Annotated in this window: 13 protein-coding genes and 1 pseudogene; 7 read left to right on the forward strand and 7 right to left on the reverse strand. The window is 66.5% G+C overall.

Annotated features, from left to right (window positions below; translation table 11 throughout):
• The 3 genes from I55_RS09015 to I55_RS09025 form a co-directional block, all read left to right on the forward strand.
• On the forward strand, positions 1 to 2,214 hold a 2,214-nt coding region (locus I55_RS09015), incomplete at its 5' end, for a TonB-dependent receptor (RefSeq protein ID WP_044560195.1).
• Complete coding sequence (locus I55_RS09020; protein ID WP_044560196.1) at positions 2,214 to 3,446, forward strand: MFS transporter; 1,233 nt, start codon at positions 2,214 to 2,216, stop codon at positions 3,444 to 3,446. The genes I55_RS09015 and I55_RS09020, both read left to right, overlap by 1 nt.
• 29 nt (positions 3,447 to 3,475) lie before the next feature.
• Positions 3,476 to 4,240, forward strand: a complete 765-nt coding sequence (locus I55_RS09025; protein ID WP_044560197.1) for an SDR family NAD(P)-dependent oxidoreductase — start codon at positions 3,476 to 3,478, stop codon at positions 4,238 to 4,240.
• Between the two features lie 62 nt (positions 4,241 to 4,302).
• Here the strand turns inward: I55_RS09025 and I55_RS09030 are convergent, their stop codons facing one another.
• The 4 genes from I55_RS09030 to I55_RS09045 are packed head-to-tail and all read right to left on the reverse strand — an operon-like array spanning position 4,303 to position 8,217.
• Complete coding sequence (locus I55_RS09030) at positions 4,303 to 5,238, reverse strand: electron transfer flavoprotein subunit alpha/FixB family protein (RefSeq protein ID WP_044560198.1); 936 nt, start codon at positions 5,236 to 5,238, stop codon at positions 4,303 to 4,305.
• A gap of 2 nt (positions 5,239 to 5,240) precedes the next feature.
• On the reverse strand, positions 5,241 to 5,990 hold the full coding sequence (locus I55_RS09035) for an electron transfer flavoprotein subunit beta/FixA family protein (protein ID WP_044560199.1): 750 nt from the start codon (positions 5,988 to 5,990) through the stop codon (positions 5,241 to 5,243).
• A gap of 34 nt (positions 5,991 to 6,024) precedes the next feature.
• On the reverse strand, positions 6,025 to 7,239 hold the full coding sequence (locus I55_RS09040; protein WP_049973970.1) for a cytochrome P450: 1,215 nt from the start codon (positions 7,237 to 7,239) through the stop codon (positions 6,025 to 6,027).
• Positions 7,240 to 7,245: 6 nt separating this feature from the next.
• On the reverse strand, positions 7,246 to 8,217 hold the full coding sequence (locus I55_RS09045) for a hypothetical protein (protein ID WP_199902523.1): 972 nt from the start codon (positions 8,215 to 8,217) through the stop codon (positions 7,246 to 7,248).
• A 245-nt stretch (positions 8,218 to 8,462) separates the two neighbouring features.
• Between I55_RS09045 and I55_RS09050 the strand changes: the two genes are divergently transcribed.
• Entirely contained in the window at positions 8,463 to 8,783 is a 321-nt protein-coding gene (locus I55_RS09050; RefSeq protein ID WP_044560200.1) for a 2Fe-2S iron-sulfur cluster-binding protein, read from the forward strand.
• Positions 8,784 to 8,839: 56 nt separating this feature from the next.
• On the opposite strand, the gene I55_RS09055 is transcribed toward I55_RS09050, so the two are convergent.
• Positions 8,840 to 9,640: an SDR family NAD(P)-dependent oxidoreductase gene (locus tag I55_RS09055; protein ID WP_044560201.1), complete on the reverse strand. Its 801-nt coding sequence runs from the start codon at positions 9,638 to 9,640 to the stop codon at positions 8,840 to 8,842.
• Between the two features lie 216 nt (positions 9,641 to 9,856).
• On the opposite strand from I55_RS09055, the gene I55_RS09060 reads away from it, so the two are divergent.
• Positions 9,857 to 11,104: an NAD(P)/FAD-dependent oxidoreductase gene (locus I55_RS09060; protein ID WP_044560202.1), complete on the forward strand. Its 1,248-nt coding sequence runs from the start codon at positions 9,857 to 9,859 to the stop codon at positions 11,102 to 11,104.
• Here I55_RS09060 and I55_RS09065 read toward each other — a convergent pair.
• The gene (locus I55_RS09065; protein WP_044560203.1) at positions 11,091 to 13,082 is read right to left on the reverse strand and encodes an FAD-dependent oxidoreductase; all 1,992 of its coding nucleotides are present in this window, start codon (positions 13,080 to 13,082) and stop codon (positions 11,091 to 11,093) included. The two genes, I55_RS09060 and I55_RS09065, sit on opposite strands and share 14 nt — an antisense overlap.
• 310 nt (positions 13,083 to 13,392) lie before the next feature.
• Between I55_RS09065 and I55_RS09070 the strand changes: the two are divergent.
• A pseudogene (locus I55_RS09070) lies at positions 13,393 to 14,201 on the forward strand (IS5 family transposase).
• A gap of 340 nt (positions 14,202 to 14,541) precedes the next feature.
• Here the strand turns inward: I55_RS09070 and I55_RS09075 are convergent.
• On the reverse strand, positions 14,542 to 17,247 hold the full coding sequence (locus I55_RS09075; RefSeq protein WP_148293638.1) for a glycoside hydrolase family 3 C-terminal domain-containing protein: 2,706 nt from the start codon (positions 17,245 to 17,247) through the stop codon (positions 14,542 to 14,544).
• 116 nt (positions 17,248 to 17,363) lie between these two features.
• Between I55_RS09075 and I55_RS09080 the strand changes: the two genes are divergently transcribed.
• The coding region (locus I55_RS09080) for a PhoU domain-containing protein (RefSeq protein ID WP_044560205.1) at positions 17,364 to 17,569 on the forward strand (206 nt) is incomplete at its 3' end.

Consider the following 17,569-nt stretch of genomic DNA (forward strand, 5'->3'; position numbering starts at 1 on the left):
GTCACCGCCCGGCGCCGTGAGGAAAAGCTGCAGGACGTGCCGGTGGCGGTGACCGCCCTATCCGGCGAGCAGTTGGACGAGCGCGGTGTGGCGAAGCTTGAGGATTTGCGCTTCCAGGCGCCGGCCTTCCAGGTGCAGCCCGGCCCCTACGGTGGCGCTGTGCCCGCCTTCCAGGTGCGTGGCCAGCGGCAGCAGGAGGCGCTCATCACTCAGGACCCGTCGGTTGGCGCCTATGTCGATGAGGTCTATCAGGCCCGGGTGTACGGCCTGAACCAGGCCATGCTGGATCTGGACAATGTGCAAGTTCTCAAAGGCCCCCAGGGCACGCTGTTCGGCCGCAACACCAGCGGCGGCGCCTTGCTGGTCATGTCGAAGCGCCCGACCGACCAGTTCGAGGGGATGGCCAGCATCGGCCTGGGCGACTACGGCAGCCGCGAGACGACGGCCATCGTCAACGTTCCGGTTACGGACGCCTTCGCGCTGCGGGCGGCGGTCAAGGTGGATCACCATGACGGCTACACCACCAACGTCGATACCGGTCAGCAGCTGGGCACGGAAACCAACACGTCCTATCGTCTGGGTGGCCTGCTGCGCGCCGGTGCGGTGGAAAGCTATACGACCCTGTCCGGCGTCCACACCACCGGCACCGGTGTGCCCCTGATCAGCCAGGGCTTCGGGCCCAACGCGTCGGTCCTGGCCGGGATGGACCCGGCGGCCGTGGCGCGCGCCAACGCGGTGCAGGCGGCACGCGGATTCTATGAGACCTCCGGCGACCTGCAGCCCGACGACACCAGGCTCGACACCTTCGCCGCCACCAACATCACCACCGTCGATGTCGGCGACCTGACCTTCAAGAACGTGCTCGGCTACCGGCAGATCAGCGCCGACATCGGGGTGGAGTTCGATGGTTCCGACCTGAAGGCGCGCAACGGCCTGCCTTTCTTCAACGCGCTGAACATCGCCCGGGAACATCAGGTGTCCGAAGAGCTGCAGATGCAGGGCAAGGGCTTCGGCGACCGGCTGACCTATGTCGTCGGCGGCTACTATTTCCGTGAGGAAGGCAGCGACTTCCAGCAGACGGTTATCGGGGCTTATGGCCTGTCCCAGGTCGGTGGCGGCTATGCCGTCAACAGCAGCACTTCGCTGTTCGCTCAGGGCGACCTCAAGCTCACAGATGAACTGACGCTGACCGCCGGCGGCCGCTACAGCTGGGACCGGCGCGACTTTACGGGCCAAACCTACTATTCCGGCTTGTCGGCTGGCACGGCGGCCATCGATTTCCGTGGCAACCCGCCGCCGGTGGCCTGCAACGATGGCGGCACGCTCGCCAACACCTGCAAGGTGCCGCTGCCCACTTACGAGAAGAACGTGCCGACCTGGACTGCCGGCCTGAACTACAAGCCGGCGGAAGAGACCTTGCTTTATGCCACCGTGTCGCGCGGCTACCGCTCCGGCGGCTACAATCTGCGCGGCAAGCTGGGCGCCAACGGCAGCCTGGGCAGCTTCGGGCCCTTTGCCCCGGAAATCGTGGTGAACTACGAAGTCGGCGTGAAGCAGGACTTCACCTTGGGTGGTATGGCCATGCGGGCTAACGCCGCAGGCTACCACCAGGACTATTCCAACATCCAGCGCACCATCTACGCCCAGTTCCCCGGGGAGACGGTGCCGCAGGCTTATGTGAAGAACGCCGCCTCCGCCACCATCGACGGTGGGGAGCTGGAACTGTCGGCCAAGCCGGCGCGCGGGTTGGATCTGTCGGCGTTCCTCAGCTACATCGACGCCGCCTATTCCAGCTTCGCCTACACGGTGGCCGCCAAACCGGACGGATCGGGCAGCCGCACCATTGACGCTTCCAGCTACGCGTTTGCCGGCACGCCCCGGTTCCAATATGGCGCCACGGTCCGTTATGAGCTGCCGCTGAGCGATCGGCTGGGAACGGCTGCGGCGCAGCTGTCGTATTATCGGCAGAGCCGCATGGCCTGGTCCGATTCCGGGGAGAATTACGCGGTCACCAAGCCCTACGGCCTGACGGACCTGCGGCTGGACTGGAAAGAGGTGGCCGGGCACCCGCTGGACCTGGGGTTCTATGTCCGCAACCTGTTCGACGTTCAGTACAAGGCCATGGGGGCGTCAGGGTACCAGACCACCGGCTTCCTCTCCTATATCCCCGGAACGCCGAGGACCATGGGCGGCACGCTGACGGTGCACTTCTGATGCGGGGCGGAGAGGTCGCCCCCGCGCGCTGGCGGGCCCCCGTCGTCGTCGTGCTGGGCTTCCTGATGCTGCTGATCAGCGCCGGGCCGGTGTTCTACGCCTATGGCGTCTTCGCCCCGGACCTGGTGGCGACCTTCGGCGCCAGCCGCGCCGCGGTGAACCTGGCCCTGACCGCCGTGCTGGTGGTCAGTGGCCTGGCCTCCGCGCCGGTGGGATGGCTGGCGGCGCGGATACCCTTGCATTGGCTGGCCATGGGCGGCGTGCTGGGGACGGCGGCGGGGCTGGCCCTGGTGGCCGGCGCCACGGCCATGTGGCAGGTGGTCGCCCTCTACGCCACCCTCATCTCGGCGGCGGATGTCCTGCTGGGCATGCTGGTCATCAACCTGCTGATCGCCCATTGGTTTGAGCGGCGGCGGGGGCTGGTCATGGGTGTCGTGGCGCTGGGGGGCTCGGCGGCTGCCATCTTCTTCCCGCCGTGGGCGGCTTATCTGCAGGGCTGGCTGGGGTGGCGGGGCGGCTTTCTTGTGTTCGCCGGTCTCACCCTGCTGCTGGCGCCGGCCGTCTGGTGGCTGGCCCGGCGACCCGCTGGCGGCATCCCGGCATGGGAGCGACGGGCGGCGGTGGCCGGGCAGGTGTCAGCCCCAGCCGGCCCCCCGCCAAGCTGGGGGATGTTCCTGCGCTCCGCCGATTTCTGGGTCATCACGCTGGGCGTTGGCACCCTGATGGCGCTCAACGGGGCGATCATGGCGTCCCTGGTGTCCTATGGGCGGGCGTTGGGGCTGGACGCCCTGACGGCGGCCAGTCTCGTGTCCACCGTGGGTATGACCGCGATGGTGGGCAAGCTGGTGTTCGGTGTCCTGGCCGACCGGGTGGATTTGCGCTGGGCCCTGCGCTTGGGGTTGCTGGCGGGGGCGGTGGCCATGGTGCTGTTCGCTCTGGCCAGGGACGGGCGTCCCCTGTACGTCGCTGCGCTGGTTTACGGCCTGTCCCTGGGCGCCTTGCTGCCGGTCTGGGGGGCGCTGACGGCTCAGTGCTTCGGGCTTGGCCATTACGGCAGGGCGCTGGGTGCCACCCGGGCCGCCATGACACCCATCAACTTCGCCTATCCGCTGCTGGTCGGTGCCCTGTTCGACTGGACCGGTAGCTACCGCCCGGCTTGGGCCGCCCTGTCCGCCCTGGCCCTGCTGGCCCTGGGCCTGAGCTTTCTGCGCGGACGGCAGCCATCACGATAACAAGCGTTTCACCAGAGGGAGAAAGCGCCATGGCGCCGCAGAAACTGGCAGGGAAAGTCGCTTTGGTAACGGGGGGCGGGCAGGGGGTCGGCCTTGGTATCGCCCAGGCCTTGGCCGCCGCTGGTGCCGCCCTGGTCATCACCGGTAGGGATGTGGCGAAGCTGGAGGCGGCGGCGCGTGACCTGTCCCCGCTGGGAACGGCCGGTGTCGCCATCTGCGCCGGCGACGTGCGGCGGCGTGCCGATGCTGAAGCGGCGGTGAAGGTGGCTTTGGACCGCTTCGGCCGCCTGGATGTCTTGGTCAACAACGCCCAAAGCTCCAAGCCTGGGACGTTGCTTGAGGATATCGACGACGAAACCATCGCCCTGACGCTGGAGTCCGGCCTGCTGGGAACCATCCGGCACATGCAGGCGGCCTTCCCTCACCTCAAGGAACGGGGTGGCTCCATCATCAATCTGGGGTCGCGGGAGGGCATTTACGGTGGCGCCGGCTTCGGCATCTATGCCGCCACCAAGGAAGGGGTGCGGGGCGTCAGCCGCGTCGCCGCGCGGGAATGGGGACGGTACGGCATCCGCGTGAACGTCATCTGCCCGGCGGCGTTGAGCCCCGTCGCCATCCAATACCTGGCCGACCATCTCGAGCAGGCGGAGATGTACCGCAAGGAGATCGCCCTGGGCCGTTTCGGCGATCCCCAGGCCGACATCGGGCCGGTGGCGGTGTTCCTGGCCAGCGACGACAGCCGCTACGTCACGGGGCAGACCCTCAATGCCGATGGCGGGCAGGTGATGCTGTAGCGAGCCCAAGAAAAACGGCCGGGCCCCAACGGGGATCCGGCCGTTCCGGTTGGTGATATGTATCAGATCTCGGCCGTCAATTCCGGCACGGCCTTGAACAGGTCGGCGACCAGGCCATAGTCGGCGATCTGGAAGATCGGCGCCTCTTCGTCCTTGTTGATGGCGACGATGACCTTGCTGTCCTTCATGCCGGCCAGGTGCTGGATGGCGCCCGAGATGCCCACGGCGATGTACAGCTCCGGCGCCACGATCTTGCCCGTCTGGCCAACCTGGTAGTCGTTGGGCACGAAGCCGGCGTCCACCGCCGCACGAGAGGCGCCCACGGCAGCCCCCAGCTTGTCGGCCAGCGCCTCCAGCAGGGGGAAGTTGTCGCCCGACTGCATGCCCCGGCCGCCCGAGACGATCACCCGGGCCGAGGTCAGCTCCGGCCGTTCGGACTTGGAGACCTCCTGGCTCACGAACTTGGACAGGCCGGAATCGGTGGCGCCGGACGCGGCCTCGACCGAGGCACTGCCGCCCGTGGCCGCCACCGCCTCGAACGCCGTGCCCCGCACCGTCGCCACCTTCACCGGGTCGGATGACTGCACGGTGGCGATGGCGTTGCCGGCGTAAATGGGCCGGGTGAAGGTGTCGGCGCTTTCCACACCGGTGATGTCGCTGATCTGCGCCACGTCCAGCAATGCGGCCACGCGCGGCGCCACGTTCTTGCCGAAGGTGGTGCTGGGCGCCAGCACATGGCCGTAGCCGCCGGCCTGCACCAGGTTCACCACCAGCGGGGCCACGTTCTCCGCCAGGCCGTGCGCCAGCTCGGCGGCGTCCGCCGTCAGCACCTTGGCCACACCGGCGACCTGGGCGGTCGCGTCCGCCACGGCGCCCACGCCCTGGCCCAGCACCAGCACATGCACCTCGCCACCCAGCTTGGATGCGGCACCCAGGGTGGTCAGCGTCGGGACCTTCACGCCTTCCGCGGAAGGCTCAGCGATAACAAGAGTCGTCATGGTCAGATCACCCGCGCTTCGGTCTTCAGCTTGGCCACCAGCTCCTGGACGGAGCCCACCTTCACACCCCCGGCCCGCTTGGCCGGCTCCGCCACCTTCAGCGTCTTCAGCCGCGGCGCCAGGTCCACGCCCAGGCTGGCGGCGTCCACTGTCTCCAGCGGCTTCTTCTTCGCCTTCATGATGTTGGGCAGCGAGGCGTAGCGCGGCTCGTTCAGGCGCAGGTCGGTGGTCACCACCGCCGGCAGCTTGAGGTCCACCGTTTCCAGACCGCCGTCGATCTCACGGGTGACCGCGACCGTGCCTTCAGCGGGCACCACCTTGCTGGCGAAGGTGCCCTGGGCCCAGCCCAGCAGCGCCGCCAGCATCTGGCCGGTCTGGTTGGCGTCGTCGTCGATGGCCTGTTTGCCCAGGATGACCAGGCCGGGCTGTTCCTTCTCCGCCAGCGCCTTCAGCGCCTTGGCCACGCCCAGCGGCTGCGTCTCCGCATCACTCTGCACCAGGATGGCGCGATCGGCACCCATGGCCAAAGCCGTGCGCAGCGTCTCTTGCGCCTGGGTGGGGCCCACGCTCACCACCACGATCTCGGTGGCCTTGCCCGCCTCTTTCAGGCGAACCGCCTCCTCAACCGCGATCTCGTCGAACGGGTTCATCGACATCTTGACGTTGGCCGTGTCCACACCCGTGCCGTCCGCCTTCACGCGAACCTTCACGTTGTAGTCAACGACCCGCTTGACCGCGACCAGCACTTTCATTCGCTTACATCCTTGGAAGTCAAACGATTGGTACTTATGCTCCTGACCAGTCCAGCATCAGGCGCGTGTAGGAAATGTTGATGCCCGGCTGGAAGGTCGGGGCACCGGCTGCCAGGCGGAAGTCGGGGATGCGGGTCAGCCACTCCTCCAGGAAAATGGTCAGTTCCGACCGTGCCAGGTTGGCCCCGACGCAGCGGTGCGGCCCCTGGCCAAAGGTGCCGACGCTGTTGATGCGGCGGGAAAAATCGACCTTCAGCGGGTCAGGATATGTCGCATCGTCGAAATTCATCATGGCCGGTGGCGCGATCACCTGGTCCCCCGCCTTCACCAGGGCCGGCCCCACCTGCCGGTCCGCCACGCATAGGCGGCCGGTCCCGGCGGTGACGGTGGGGAAGCGCCGCAGCAATTCCTCCACCACGCTGCTGATCGCCGTGGGATTATCGATGATCTGACGGCGGTGATCCGGGTTTTCCGCCAGGAAGCGGGCGAAGAAGCCCAGGGTGTTGGCCACGGAATCCAGGCCGCCGATCAGCAGCAGGGTGCACATGCTGAGCAGCTTGTCCTCCGCCATGCGGGCACCGTCGATCTCTTGCAGCGACAGCCAGCTGATGAGGTCATCGGCGGGATTCTCGCGGCGCGCATGGACGATGGGCGCCAAATAGGCGGCCAGGCCGCGGATGACCTCCGCCTTGTTGCTGCCGGGGCGGATGATCTTCGCCACTTCCTCCAGCAGGCCCAGGCGGTGCTCCTCCGGCAGATCGACCAGGCGCAGGAAGACGATGATGGGCAGCTGGAAGGCGAAATCCGTCATGAAGTCGCAGCCGCCCTTGGGCCTCAGCCCCTCGATCAGCTCGATCGCCAGCTGCCGCACGCCCGGTGCCAGTTCCGCCACGCCCTTGCGCGACAGGGCCACCGACAGGTGGTGACGGTATTTCGTATGGTCGGGCGGGTCCTGATGGATGGGGGTGAAGCCTTCACCGGCCGGGTTGTTGGCGCGGGGCACCACCAGCATGCGGCTGGAGAAGCTGTCGCTGTCGCGCAGGACCTGGTTCACCAACTTGGCGTCCGCCACATACCAGTGGCCGCCGTTGTTGCGCGTCCAGAAGATGGGTGGCGCCTTGCCTTTCAGCCTGTACAATTCCTCGAAGAAATCCGATTCCGGCGGGCCCGGGGCGTAGACGTCGTAATCGAATACCAGTTCGGGCGGCACGTGCGCCGGAACGTCCATGTTCATGGGATACACGGGCATGTGGGTTCACTCCTGAGACTGAGAGCCGGCCGCCAAGCCCGTGGCCCACGCGCTCAGCCTGTTCCAAAGCAAATGACGGGTGGAGGCGAAGTTGTGCATGTGCGCCATCGTTGGCGTGATGCTGAGGGTGATGTCTTGGCTGTTGGGGAAGGCGGCTGGTTCCTGGTGGGGGCGCACGCTGGTGTCACGCTCCCCAAAGCCAAGGAAGACCGGGACGCGCGTGGCCTCCGCTTCGTCAGCGACGAAGCCAGGGGACATCATGGCGACGACGCAGTTGGGAATGGTCAGGCTGCCGAAGGGTGGGGCCGTCCGTCGAATGGGATAACCGCCAGCCATGTCCGCCGCCAGAATATCGGGCGGCACGTCCTCCCAATGGAATGGATAGCGGAAATCGGCCACACCCGCGGCTGACTCCGCAACGGAGAGGTCGGCGCCCTTGGTCTGGCGGTCATATTGATAAGTGTCGATGCCCTGCTGGACCTCTGCCGTGGTTCTTTGGGGCAGCACGGTATGGATGGCGCTGTACCCCAGGACGGCAATGGCATCGAAACAGGCGTGCCGGCCCTGCATCAGAATGCTGACACCGCCGCCCATGGATTGCCCGGCCCCAATGAAAAGGGCGTCGGGCAGAGCGGGCAGGAAGTCCGACAGCGTTCCCCGGCGTACCTGCTCCATAACCGACAGCACGGCCTTCGCATTGGCGTCGGCGATATCCTCGATCGTTATCTCGGCCAAGCCGTCGGTGCAGCTTTCGCCTACCCCCAGGTGATCATAGGCGATCACCACATGACCTTGAGACGTGTGGTGTTCCGCCTGGCTGTATCCGTGGTGACCGGGGAAGGCCATGTCGTAATAGCCACGGGCATAGCCGCCGCCAGGGGCCAGGAAGAAAATCCGTCCACTAGGCGGAAGGTCGCCCAGCGCGAAGACGGTCATGGCGATCCATCTCTCATCATCAACCGGGACGTTGAAATCCATGCGCCGCATCATTGTGGGCTCTTTCCTCGGTATCGTGCCCGCGATAGACCACGCGGCCGTCGGAACGCAGTAAGGGCGGAACCTGCGGGCGCGATCAAGGCAGCGGGGCAGGGGATCGTATTCTTGATGTCAGGGGGGCGGGGCTGGTGCCGCTGGGCGGATGTGGCATGGATGGAGCGTTGGCCGGCGCCGGTGTCGCCACCGGCCGGCAATTCCACGACATCATGCTTTGAAGGACGGCCCCCATGCCCAAGATCACCTTTATCGACCCTGACGGCCACCGCCACGATCTGGAGGCTGAAGAAGGGCAGTCGGTGATGAAGGTGGCCGTCGCCCACGGCGTGCCGGGCATCGAGGCGGACTGTGGCGGGGCCTGCGCCTGCGCTACCTGCCATGTCTATGTCGATCCGGATTGGGCGGCGGCGGCCGGTTCCCCCCAAGGGGACGAGGCCGCCATGTTGGAGTTTGCGGTGGAGCCGCAGCCGACCTCGCGGCTGTCTTGCCAGATCAAGATGGGGCCGGCATTGGATGGCCTGCTGGTCCGCATTCCGCTCAGCCAGCACTGACCCTCAGCATCCACGAAGGCCCCGAGCCTGTGCGCCCGGGGCCTTTTCGTGCGCCTTCAGCTGACCAGGAATCCGCCATCGACCGCCAGCGCCTGGCCGGTGATGGCCCGGGCGGCAGGACTGGCCAGGAACAGGCAAGCGTGGGCGATATCCTCGGGCTGACCCATCATGCCCAGGGGCACGCGGCCGGGCTGCGTAATGGGGCCACCGACCTCCAGGCCGCGGGCGCGCATGTCGGCTGTCGCCTCGCGCGCGCCCTCCGTGGCTGTGCCGCCCGGCAGCACGGCGTTGACCCGGATGCCGTGGGGCCCGGCCTCCAGCGCGCTGGTCCGCGTCAGGTTGGTCAGGCCGGCCTTGCTGGCGTTGTAGGCGGCATTGTGGAAGACAACCGCCCGTTCCCCGCTGACGGAGGAGACGTTGACGATCGCGCCGCCGCGTTTGGCGGCGATCATGCGTCGCAGGCCCTCCCGCACGGTGAGGAAGGAGCCGCGCATGTTCACGGCGTGGATGCGGTCCCACTGTTCCACCGTCATGTCCAGCAGCGGGTACTTGGGGAAGATGGCGGCGGAGTGGATCAGGATGTCGACACTGCCGAACGCGTCGGTCGCCTGGTCATAGAGGGCCTGAACCGAGGCCTCGTCGGAAATGTCGACGGCCGCGGCGATGGCGCGCCCGCTGGCGGCCGTCACCAGGTCGGCGGTCTCGCGCGCGGCGTCGGCCAGGATGTCCGCCGCCACAACGGCGGCGCCGGCCTTGGCGAAAATCTGCGCGACGGATCGGCCGATGCCGCGCGCCGCCCCCGTCACCACCGCCACCTTGCCATCAATACGGAAGGGGGTATCTGCACCGTCGGTCATTCCGTCGCCTCTCCTGATTGCCGCATCCGGGCTTTCCCGTCTGGATGTTGTCCCGGTCCTGGCCGGGCGCGACCCTCTTATTAGCCCATGTGCGGTGGTCCCGTTGGCGACGGTATGCAGACATCACACCCATGCTGGCTTGCCCCCCTGGGCTGCCACCCGCGCACGCCCTTTCTATGATGCCGTCCAAAGGGACCCGAGGGTCAGGGGGAGGACATGAGCGAGAGTGTTGTGAAGGGGACCGCCGGCGTGGTGGTGGCCGGGGCGGGCCAGGCGGCGGCGCAACTGGCCCAATCCCTGAGGCAGGGGGGCTATGGCGGACCCGTCACGCTGGTGGGGGATGAAGGCTTCCTTCCCTATGAACGGCCGCCCTTGTCCAAGGACTATCTCGGCAACAAGCGCGATGCGGCCCAGCTACTGCTCCGCAGGCCGGAATTCTGGGCGGAGCGCCAGGTGACCTTGCGTTTGGGGCAGGCCATCGTGGCTGTTAATCGTGAGGCTTCCAACGTCACCTTGGCCGATGGCGCGATCCTTTCTTATGAATGGCTGGTCTGGGCCACCGGTGGGCGGCCTCGCCGTTTGCCGTGTCCGGGGGCTGATCTCGCCGGGGTCCATACCATCCGCACCATCGTCGACATCGACGCCCTGAAACGGGACCTCGCCCAGCCGCGCCGGGTGGTGGTGATCGGCGGCGGCTATATCGGCCTGGAAGCCGCTGCGGTGCTGCGCGGCATGGGCCTGCCGGTGACGGTGCTGGAGGCCCAGGAACGCCTGTTGGCCCGCGTGACCTCGCCCGTGGTGTCCCAATTCTTCCTGGACCTGCACCGCCGGGAGGGGGTGGACGTGCGCCTGGGCGCGGCCGTCAGGCGGCTGACGGGGACGGAACGGGTCGTGGGCGTGGAATTGGCGTCCGGCGAAATCCTCCCTGCCGACCTGGTGGTGATGGGCGTGGGCATCATCCCTAATGTCCAGGTCTTGGCCACGGCCGGCCTGTCTTGTCCCAACGGCGTGGAGGTGGACGCCCATTGCCGCACCAATGACCCCCATATTCTGGCCATTGGTGACTGCGCCTTGCATCCCAGCGCGCACGCCGCGGTTCCCCTGCGCCTGGAATCCGTGCAGAACGCGATCGACCAGGCGAAGACGGCGGCGGCGACCATCCTTGGTGTGCCGCAGCCTTATACGGCGCTGCCCTGGTTCTGGTCGGACCAGTACGCCGTGAAGATGCAGACGGCTGGGCTCTGCCTGGGGTACGATCAGGCGGTGGTGCGGGGGGACGCGTCCCGCCCGCCCTTTTCCGTGGCCTATTTGCGCGATGGTCGCCTGATCGCCGTTGATTGCCTTTCTGCGCCCAAGGACTTCATGGCTGGCAAGACCCTGATCGCCGGGCAAGCCCTCATGGACCCGGAACGGCTGGCGGATCCGGGTGTGGATCTGAAAGCCGCGCGGATCAGCACCGAATAGCCTCGGCTTGCAGGAAGCTCAGCCGCAAATCCTGGACACCGCGGTAGGCGTCGCGCACGGCCTCGCCAATCCGGGCCACCGTCCTGGCGTCGCCGATGCGGATGACCGGCACGGGAACATCCGCCAGCGCGTCCGCCAAGGCCGTGTCAGGCACCAGGCCATGAGCCAGCAGCACCGCGCTGGCGGGCTGCGGCCGGGGCTCCGCGTCCCCGGTCTTCAGCATGACATGGTCGTCCTCGACGGCCGTCAGTCGCGTGTGGTCGAGAATGCGGATGGCGGTGTTGGCATGCAGCCGCTTCAGCAGATGCATGCGGTACAAGGGCTCGGCATTGCGGGCCAGGAACTGGGCGCCGGATCGTGAGACCAGCAGGACATGCTGGCCCAGCTTGGCCAGATGCTCGGCCGTCTCGGTGCCGGTTTCACCGCCGCCATAGATCACGATGGGGCGATCGGCGGAGGACTGGGGCAGGTGCCCTTCACCCAGCAGCACCTCGAACGCGGGGCCCGTGGAAAGCCCTTTGCTGCCTTCCAGGGGCAGGGGCGCCTGCCGGGATCCGTTGGCGAGGACGATCACGGCCGGCTGGTCATTCCGTAGCTGGTCCGCCGTGACGGCGGTGCCGGTGCGGACGGTGACGCCGCTGGCGGCCAGGCGGCGCAGCAGGAAGTCCCGATACCAGAACAGCTTTTCCTTGCCCGGCGGCGTCGCCGAAGAGACCAGGTTGCCGCCCAGCGCCGCCCGCTTTTCGTAGAGCGTGACCTGGAAGCCCGCCTGGTCCAGCAGCAGGGCCGCCGTGATCCCGCCGGGGCCGGCGCCCACGACGGCGGCCCGGTGGCCCTGCCCGAAACGGTCGATGAGCGGGTCCGTCTCATGGCCGCAACGCGGGTTCTCGGCGCAGCCCACACCCCGGTTGCCGCCGGTTTCCTTGATGCACCAGTTGCAGGAGGTGCAGGGCCGGATGTCGTCGGCCTTCCCCGCCTGGGCCTTCTTCGGCCAGAGCGGATCGGCCAGCAGGGCGCGGCCCAAGGAGATGATGTCGGTGTCGCCCTGGGCGATGGCGGCCTCCGCCGCGTCCGGGCGGCGGATCACGCCGGCGCAGATGACCGGCTTGCCCGTCGCCTTCCGGATGCGGCGCGCCATGGGCAGGCGCCACCCCTCGGGCACGGACATGGGCTCGACGATGACATCCACCCGGTCCAGGGACCCGCACGAGATATCGATGGCGTCGACGCCCGCCTCGCAGAGCCTGGGGGCGATCCGCTCGCTATCCTCGACGGTGAGTCCCCCTTCGATGAAGTCCGACACCGACAGGCGGTAGAGCAACGGCCTGTCGCCGATAGCGTCCCGCACGGCGCGGATGACCTCAAGGGGGAAGCGCAGTCGGCGCTCGAAGTCACCGCCCCATTCGTCATTCCGCTGATTGACCAGGGGGGACAGGAACTGCTGCAGCAGATAGCCATGGGCACCGTGCAGCATGACCGCGTCGTATCCGGCCTGAACCGCCATGGCGGCCGCAGCGGCATAACGCTGGATCAGGCGCTCCATCTCATGAGCCTCGAGGGCCCGGGGCGTGGCGTTGAGATACGGGGACTTGAGCGGCACGGCCGACGGCGCGACGGGCTGGCGGCCGATTACCGACTCTCTCGACTGCCGGCCGGCGTGGCTGAGCTGAACGCAGGCACGCGCACCCGCCGACTGGATGGCGGCGGCCAGCTTGCCATGCCCCGTGCGAAAGAAGGGCGTATCCAGCCTCAACTGAGGGGCCAGAGAGCTGAAGCCGTCGCGGCCATCTACGCAGGTGAATTCCACCACCACCATGCCCACCCCGCCCAGTGCCCGTTCCCGGTAGTAAGCGATCAACTCCGGCGACACCGAACCGTCGGCGTTACCGAGATGGCTTTCCATCGGCGCCATCATCAGCCGGTTTTTCAGCTGGAGATTCCGAATGGAGAAGGACGAGAACAGGTTTGGATAGTTCATGGGAAATTCCTCCAGTGGCGCTCTCTGGGCGTCTCGCTGAGAGGGTAGGCGGATATATCAGCATGGATAATACCCAGTGGATAAAATACACAATTTCGTTTCGTTAAAAATATTGTTTAAAGATGCTGGGAGCTGTTCGTTATTTCGAAAATATGCGTGATCACTCCATTGTCGGATGATCGTCTTCGTGCCGAGCGGTCCTGGACGCTGGATGTGCCAATCTTTAAGAGCCTGGCCCATAAATAAGTTGAGTGATATCAGTCGCTTGTGATTCGTTCTGTTTGCGAAGACGAGAATGGATCCCAAGATTATGTGGACTGATATCACCCGTCGCCAGTATCGGCAGGATCATCTGAAGTATGCAAGCGATCTGACGAACGAAGAATGGAATGTCCTGTGCCCGGCGCTTCCTGGCGCGTACCGGCGGGGCCGGCCGCGAGAGGTAGAACTGCGGTCGGTGGTGGAGGCGATTTTCTACGTGCTGGAGGGCGGATGCTACCGGACAGCTTTCCGCCGCGGACAACGGTGCAGCGTTACTTCTACGCCTGGCGGAACGATGGGACGTGGAAGCGGCTGAACCATTTATTGCTGATGCGTACGCGGGAAAGGATGGGCCGCGAGGCCAGTCCCAGCGCCAGCGTCATCGACAGCCAGTCGGCCAAGACCACGGAAGCCGGTGGCGTGCGTGGGTATGACGCGGGCAAGAAGGTGAAGGGCCGCAAGCGCCATATCATCACGGATACCAACGGGTTACTGGTCGGTGCCGTCGTTCATGGCGCCGATATCCAGGACCGTGATGGCGCTCCTTCGGTACTGGCTTCGATCTGTGCCGCGTTCCCTTGGCTGCGGCAAGTCTTCGCCGATGGCGGCTACGCGGGCGACAAGTTGGAGACCGCCCTGGCCACCGTGGGCAATTGGACCCTGGAGATCATCAAGCGATCCGACACCGCCCAGGGCTTCGTCGTCCTGCCCAGGCGTTGGGTGGTGGAACGGACTTTCGCTTGGTTAGGCCGCAATCGGCGCCTCGCTAAAGACTTCGAACGGGGAACCGACACCGCAACCGCATGGATCTTCGCCGCAAGCGTCAAGCTCCCCACCAGGAGATTGGCGCGCACCTAAAACCACTTATCCGATTCCGGGCCGGACTCTGACTGTAAATCGGCCAGCGCTTTGGATGCCGATCGGCATCGTGACCAATTGATTGTAATAAGATTTGTGGGGTCATTTGGCCGCGCCGATTTACAACTAGAATTGAATCAGAGCCAATGTTCGGTGCTGATTAACACAGCAGACACGGCTTCAAACTTGGGGCTGACAACGAGTGCATATATCTAAGCTGAGCTGATAAATGGTGGCTCGAGTGGCAGCTTTAGCAAGTTTGGGTCGCAAGCCGGGGGGCGCACTCTGATGTTGGCTTGTACATTCGGCCATTTCCTTGTCACCATCACAAGCGGTGGTTTCATCGGCTGGAGGCGCTTAGCGGTAACACTTGCGACGATGGGCCTACCGACACCTCGCGCGTACCGCCAGCCGCGACCCAGCGGCGGCCGGCTTTGTCCCAATATTGAAGGCTACGCAGTGGAACATGGATAATCACCGGCTTGGTCTCACCGGCATCCAAGTGGATACGGTCGAAGCCTGCTAGCGCCTGCGCGGCGAAGCGGACACCGATGGGTACGCCCTTGGCGCCCTTGGGGGCGCTCAGATAGACCTGGGGCACTTCATCGGACGCTACGGCGCCTGTGTTCTTGACCTTGAAGGCCACGTCCAGACCGCCATCCGGTGCGTGCCGCACGGATAGGCCGGAATAGGCGAAGGTGGTGTAGCTCAGACCGTGGCCGAAAGCGTATAGCGGGGCGATGCCGTTGCGCACGAACCAGCGGTAACCGATATCCAGCCCTTCCGAATAGGTGACGTCGCCATCCGGCCGGCGGCCGCGCTCCGGATAGCGCGGGTCGGTGGCGGGATAATCGGTTAGAGCCCGTGCCCAGGTGAAGGGTAGCCGGCCGGCCGGGCTGATGGTACCGGTCAGCACGTCCATGGTCGCCTCGCCGCCCTGGTCGCCCGGCCACCACATGTTGACCACGGCCTTCACCTTGGACAGCCAAGGCATGGCCACGGGATAGCTGGTGTTCAGCACGACAACGGTATTGGGGTTGGCGCTGGCGATGGCGTCGATCATCGCGTCCTGGCCGCCGGCCAGGCCGAACAACGGCGCCTGCCGCGCCCAGGCGAAGATCACCACTTTCTTGGCCTTAGCTCCGATGGCGACGGCGTGGTTCAAGTTTGCCGCGCGTTGCGCCGGCGTTACCCAATTCAGGCGGATCTGGACCGGCGCCCGTGAGGTGTCGTCGCTGGTCACCACCTCCACCGTGTGCCGGCCTTGGGTTAGGGCCACGTCGCGGCGGACGTTGTTCAGGCCGTCGGTTGTCGACAGCAGGTTGTCCTGCCCCGGCTGCACGGTGTCGCCATGCCGTGCCCCGATCAGGCCGCTGGTGTGGCCCACGACCTTGCCGTCGATGCGCAATTCGGCATGCGCGCCCAGCACCTGTAGGTACAGGCCGTAGATGCCTTCCGCCGGCACCTCCAGTTCCCCTCGCCAGGTGTAGAACGACCCGGCCGGCTGGGCGTTGGCGCCCGTCTCCGTGAAGTCCAACGCCGCGTCCCGCCCCACGGCCAACTCACCCTTGAAGCGTTGCAGGCCCGGCTTGCCGTCCGCCGAGTACAATGCCGGTGGGATGGGGGTGCCGGTCATGTCGTCGCCCACGGCGTACTGGATGTCGATACCGGGGCGGCCGGCGTAGCGGCGCTGCATCAGTTCCACGACGCTGTGCTGGGTTTCCGTCAGGCCCAGGGAATGCTCCGCGTTGATGCCTAGCGCCACCACTTGGCCGGCACCTGGGCCGATCAGCGCAAGGCCGGCATAATCCTCGGCCTTCAGGGGCAAGGCTCCGCCCTCGTTCTTCAGCAGGACGGCGGCATCGCTGCTGGTCTTGCGGATGATGGCCGCCAGGCGCGGGTCGGGCGCCTGGCCCGTGGGCTGGTGGGTCTTGCCGTCCAGGAAGCCGAAGCGGTTCATCTCATGCACGACGCGGATCGCGGCGCGATCAATGTCCGCCATGGCGATGGTGCCGGTTTTCAGCGCCGTCGCCATGTTGGTGGGCGCCGGGACATCCGGGAACTGGCCGCGCATGCGCACGGCGCTGGAAACGGCGGCCGGCGGCGCGCCCTTTTCCTCCGGCATGCTGCGCTCGAACACCCGGCCCAGCACCGCCAGGCTCATGGTCAGCGGTTCAACCGGTTCGGGGTTGTTGTCAAAATAGGAACGGGTAATGGTCAGCCAGGGGCTGCCGGGCGGCATCAGCCCGGGCATTTCCATGTCCAGGCCGGCCTTCAGGTCGGTGGCGGCATGCACCGCCCCCCAGTCCGACGTGACGAAGCCTTTGAACCCCAGTTCCCCCCGCAAGGTGGTGTCCATCAGGTCGGCGTTGCTGCAGGCGTATTGGCCGTTCACGTAATTGTAGGCGCACATCAGCGAGGAGACGCCAGCGTCCACCGCCGCGGCGAAGGGTGGCAGGTAGACCTCATGCAGGGTCTGGGCGTCCATGGTGGTCTTGTAGCCCATGAGGTCGTAACCCAGGTAGTGCTTGGCCTGGGCCATCACCCCCTGGCCCTGGATGCCCGTGATCTGCGCCGCACCCAGCGCGCTGGTCAGCAACGGATCCTCGCCGAAAGTGTTCCAGCCGCGACCGAAGCTGATGTCGCGCAGCATGTTGATGAAGGGTTCCAGCGCCACGTCCACCCCCAGGCGGCGGGCCTCCAGCCCGATGATGGCGCCGTTCTGCTCCGCATCCTCTCGGCTGAAGGTGGCGGCCAGTCCCATGGTGGCAGTGGGCGCCGCCGATGGCTCGCGCGTCAGGATGCCGGGAGGGCCATCGGCGAAGCGCATTGGCGGAATGCCCAGGCGGGGCACGCCGGCCAGATAACCGGCTTCGCCCTGATCCGTCGCCGACGGCTCCTGCGCCCCCCGGATGAGGGCGATCTTCTCATCCAGCGTCATCCGTGCCACCAGGTCGACGGCCCGGGGATCGCTTTCCGTCTCCGGCGCCGGCGCATCGGTGGCGGGGACGCGGGGCACCGCCGCCGTCGCGGTTCCGGCGATCACGGCCAAGGCTGCCGCTGAGCCCAGCAGGCAGCGTGTGCGGGAAGAACGAACCGTTCGGTGGAGTTTCAGCCCAGGCATCACTCCCTGGTTTCCACCCCTGCCCTGGATGTACGCCCATGTCCGAGCCGTTGCCCCGTCACATCGTCACCTCTTACGAGAATGAGCTGCAGCGCCTGGACGCGTTGCTGGCGGAAATGGGCGGCCGGGCCGAACAGCAGCTGGCGGACGCCACCCGTGCCGTGCTGGATCGCAACGACGCGCTGGCGCGTGAGACCGTGGCCCAGGACCAGGTGCTGGACGCCCTGGAGCATGAGGGGAAAGC

It is taken from the genome of Azospirillum sp. B4, from assembly GCF_000333275.1.
GTDB lineage: Bacteria > Pseudomonadota > Alphaproteobacteria > Azospirillales > Azospirillaceae > Nitrospirillum.

Bases quoted from the DNA above. Each gene is read 5' to 3' on its own strand.
- I55_RS09065 (WP_044560203.1), bottom strand. From the start codon at position 13,082: ATGAACTATCCAAACCTGTTCTCGTCCTTCTCCATTCGGAATCTCCAG.
- I55_RS09045 (WP_199902523.1), bottom strand. From the start codon at position 8,217: ATGGATTTCAACGTCCCGGTTGATGATGAGAGATGGATCGCCATGACC.
- I55_RS09025 (WP_044560197.1), top strand. From the start codon at position 3,476: ATGGCGCCGCAGAAACTGGCAGGGAAAGTCGCTTTGGTAACGGGGGGC.
- I55_RS09020 (WP_044560196.1), top strand. From the start codon at position 2,214: ATGCGGGGCGGAGAGGTCGCCCCCGCGCGCTGGCGGGCCCCCGTCGTC.
- I55_RS09050 (WP_044560200.1), top strand. From the start codon at position 8,463: ATGCCCAAGATCACCTTTATCGACCCTGACGGCCACCGCCACGATCTG.
- I55_RS09055 (WP_044560201.1), bottom strand. From the start codon at position 9,640: ATGACCGACGGTGCAGATACCCCCTTCCGTATTGATGGCAAGGTGGCG.
- I55_RS09035 (WP_044560199.1), bottom strand. From the start codon at position 5,990: ATGAAAGTGCTGGTCGCGGTCAAGCGGGTCGTTGACTACAACGTGAAG.
- I55_RS09030 (WP_044560198.1), bottom strand. From the start codon at position 5,238: ATGACGACTCTTGTTATCGCTGAGCCTTCCGCGGAAGGCGTGAAGGTC.
- I55_RS09040 (WP_049973970.1), bottom strand. From the start codon at position 7,239: ATGCCCGTGTATCCCATGAACATGGACGTTCCGGCGCACGTGCCGCCC.
- I55_RS09060 (WP_044560202.1), top strand. From the start codon at position 9,857: ATGAGCGAGAGTGTTGTGAAGGGGACCGCCGGCGTGGTGGTGGCCGGG.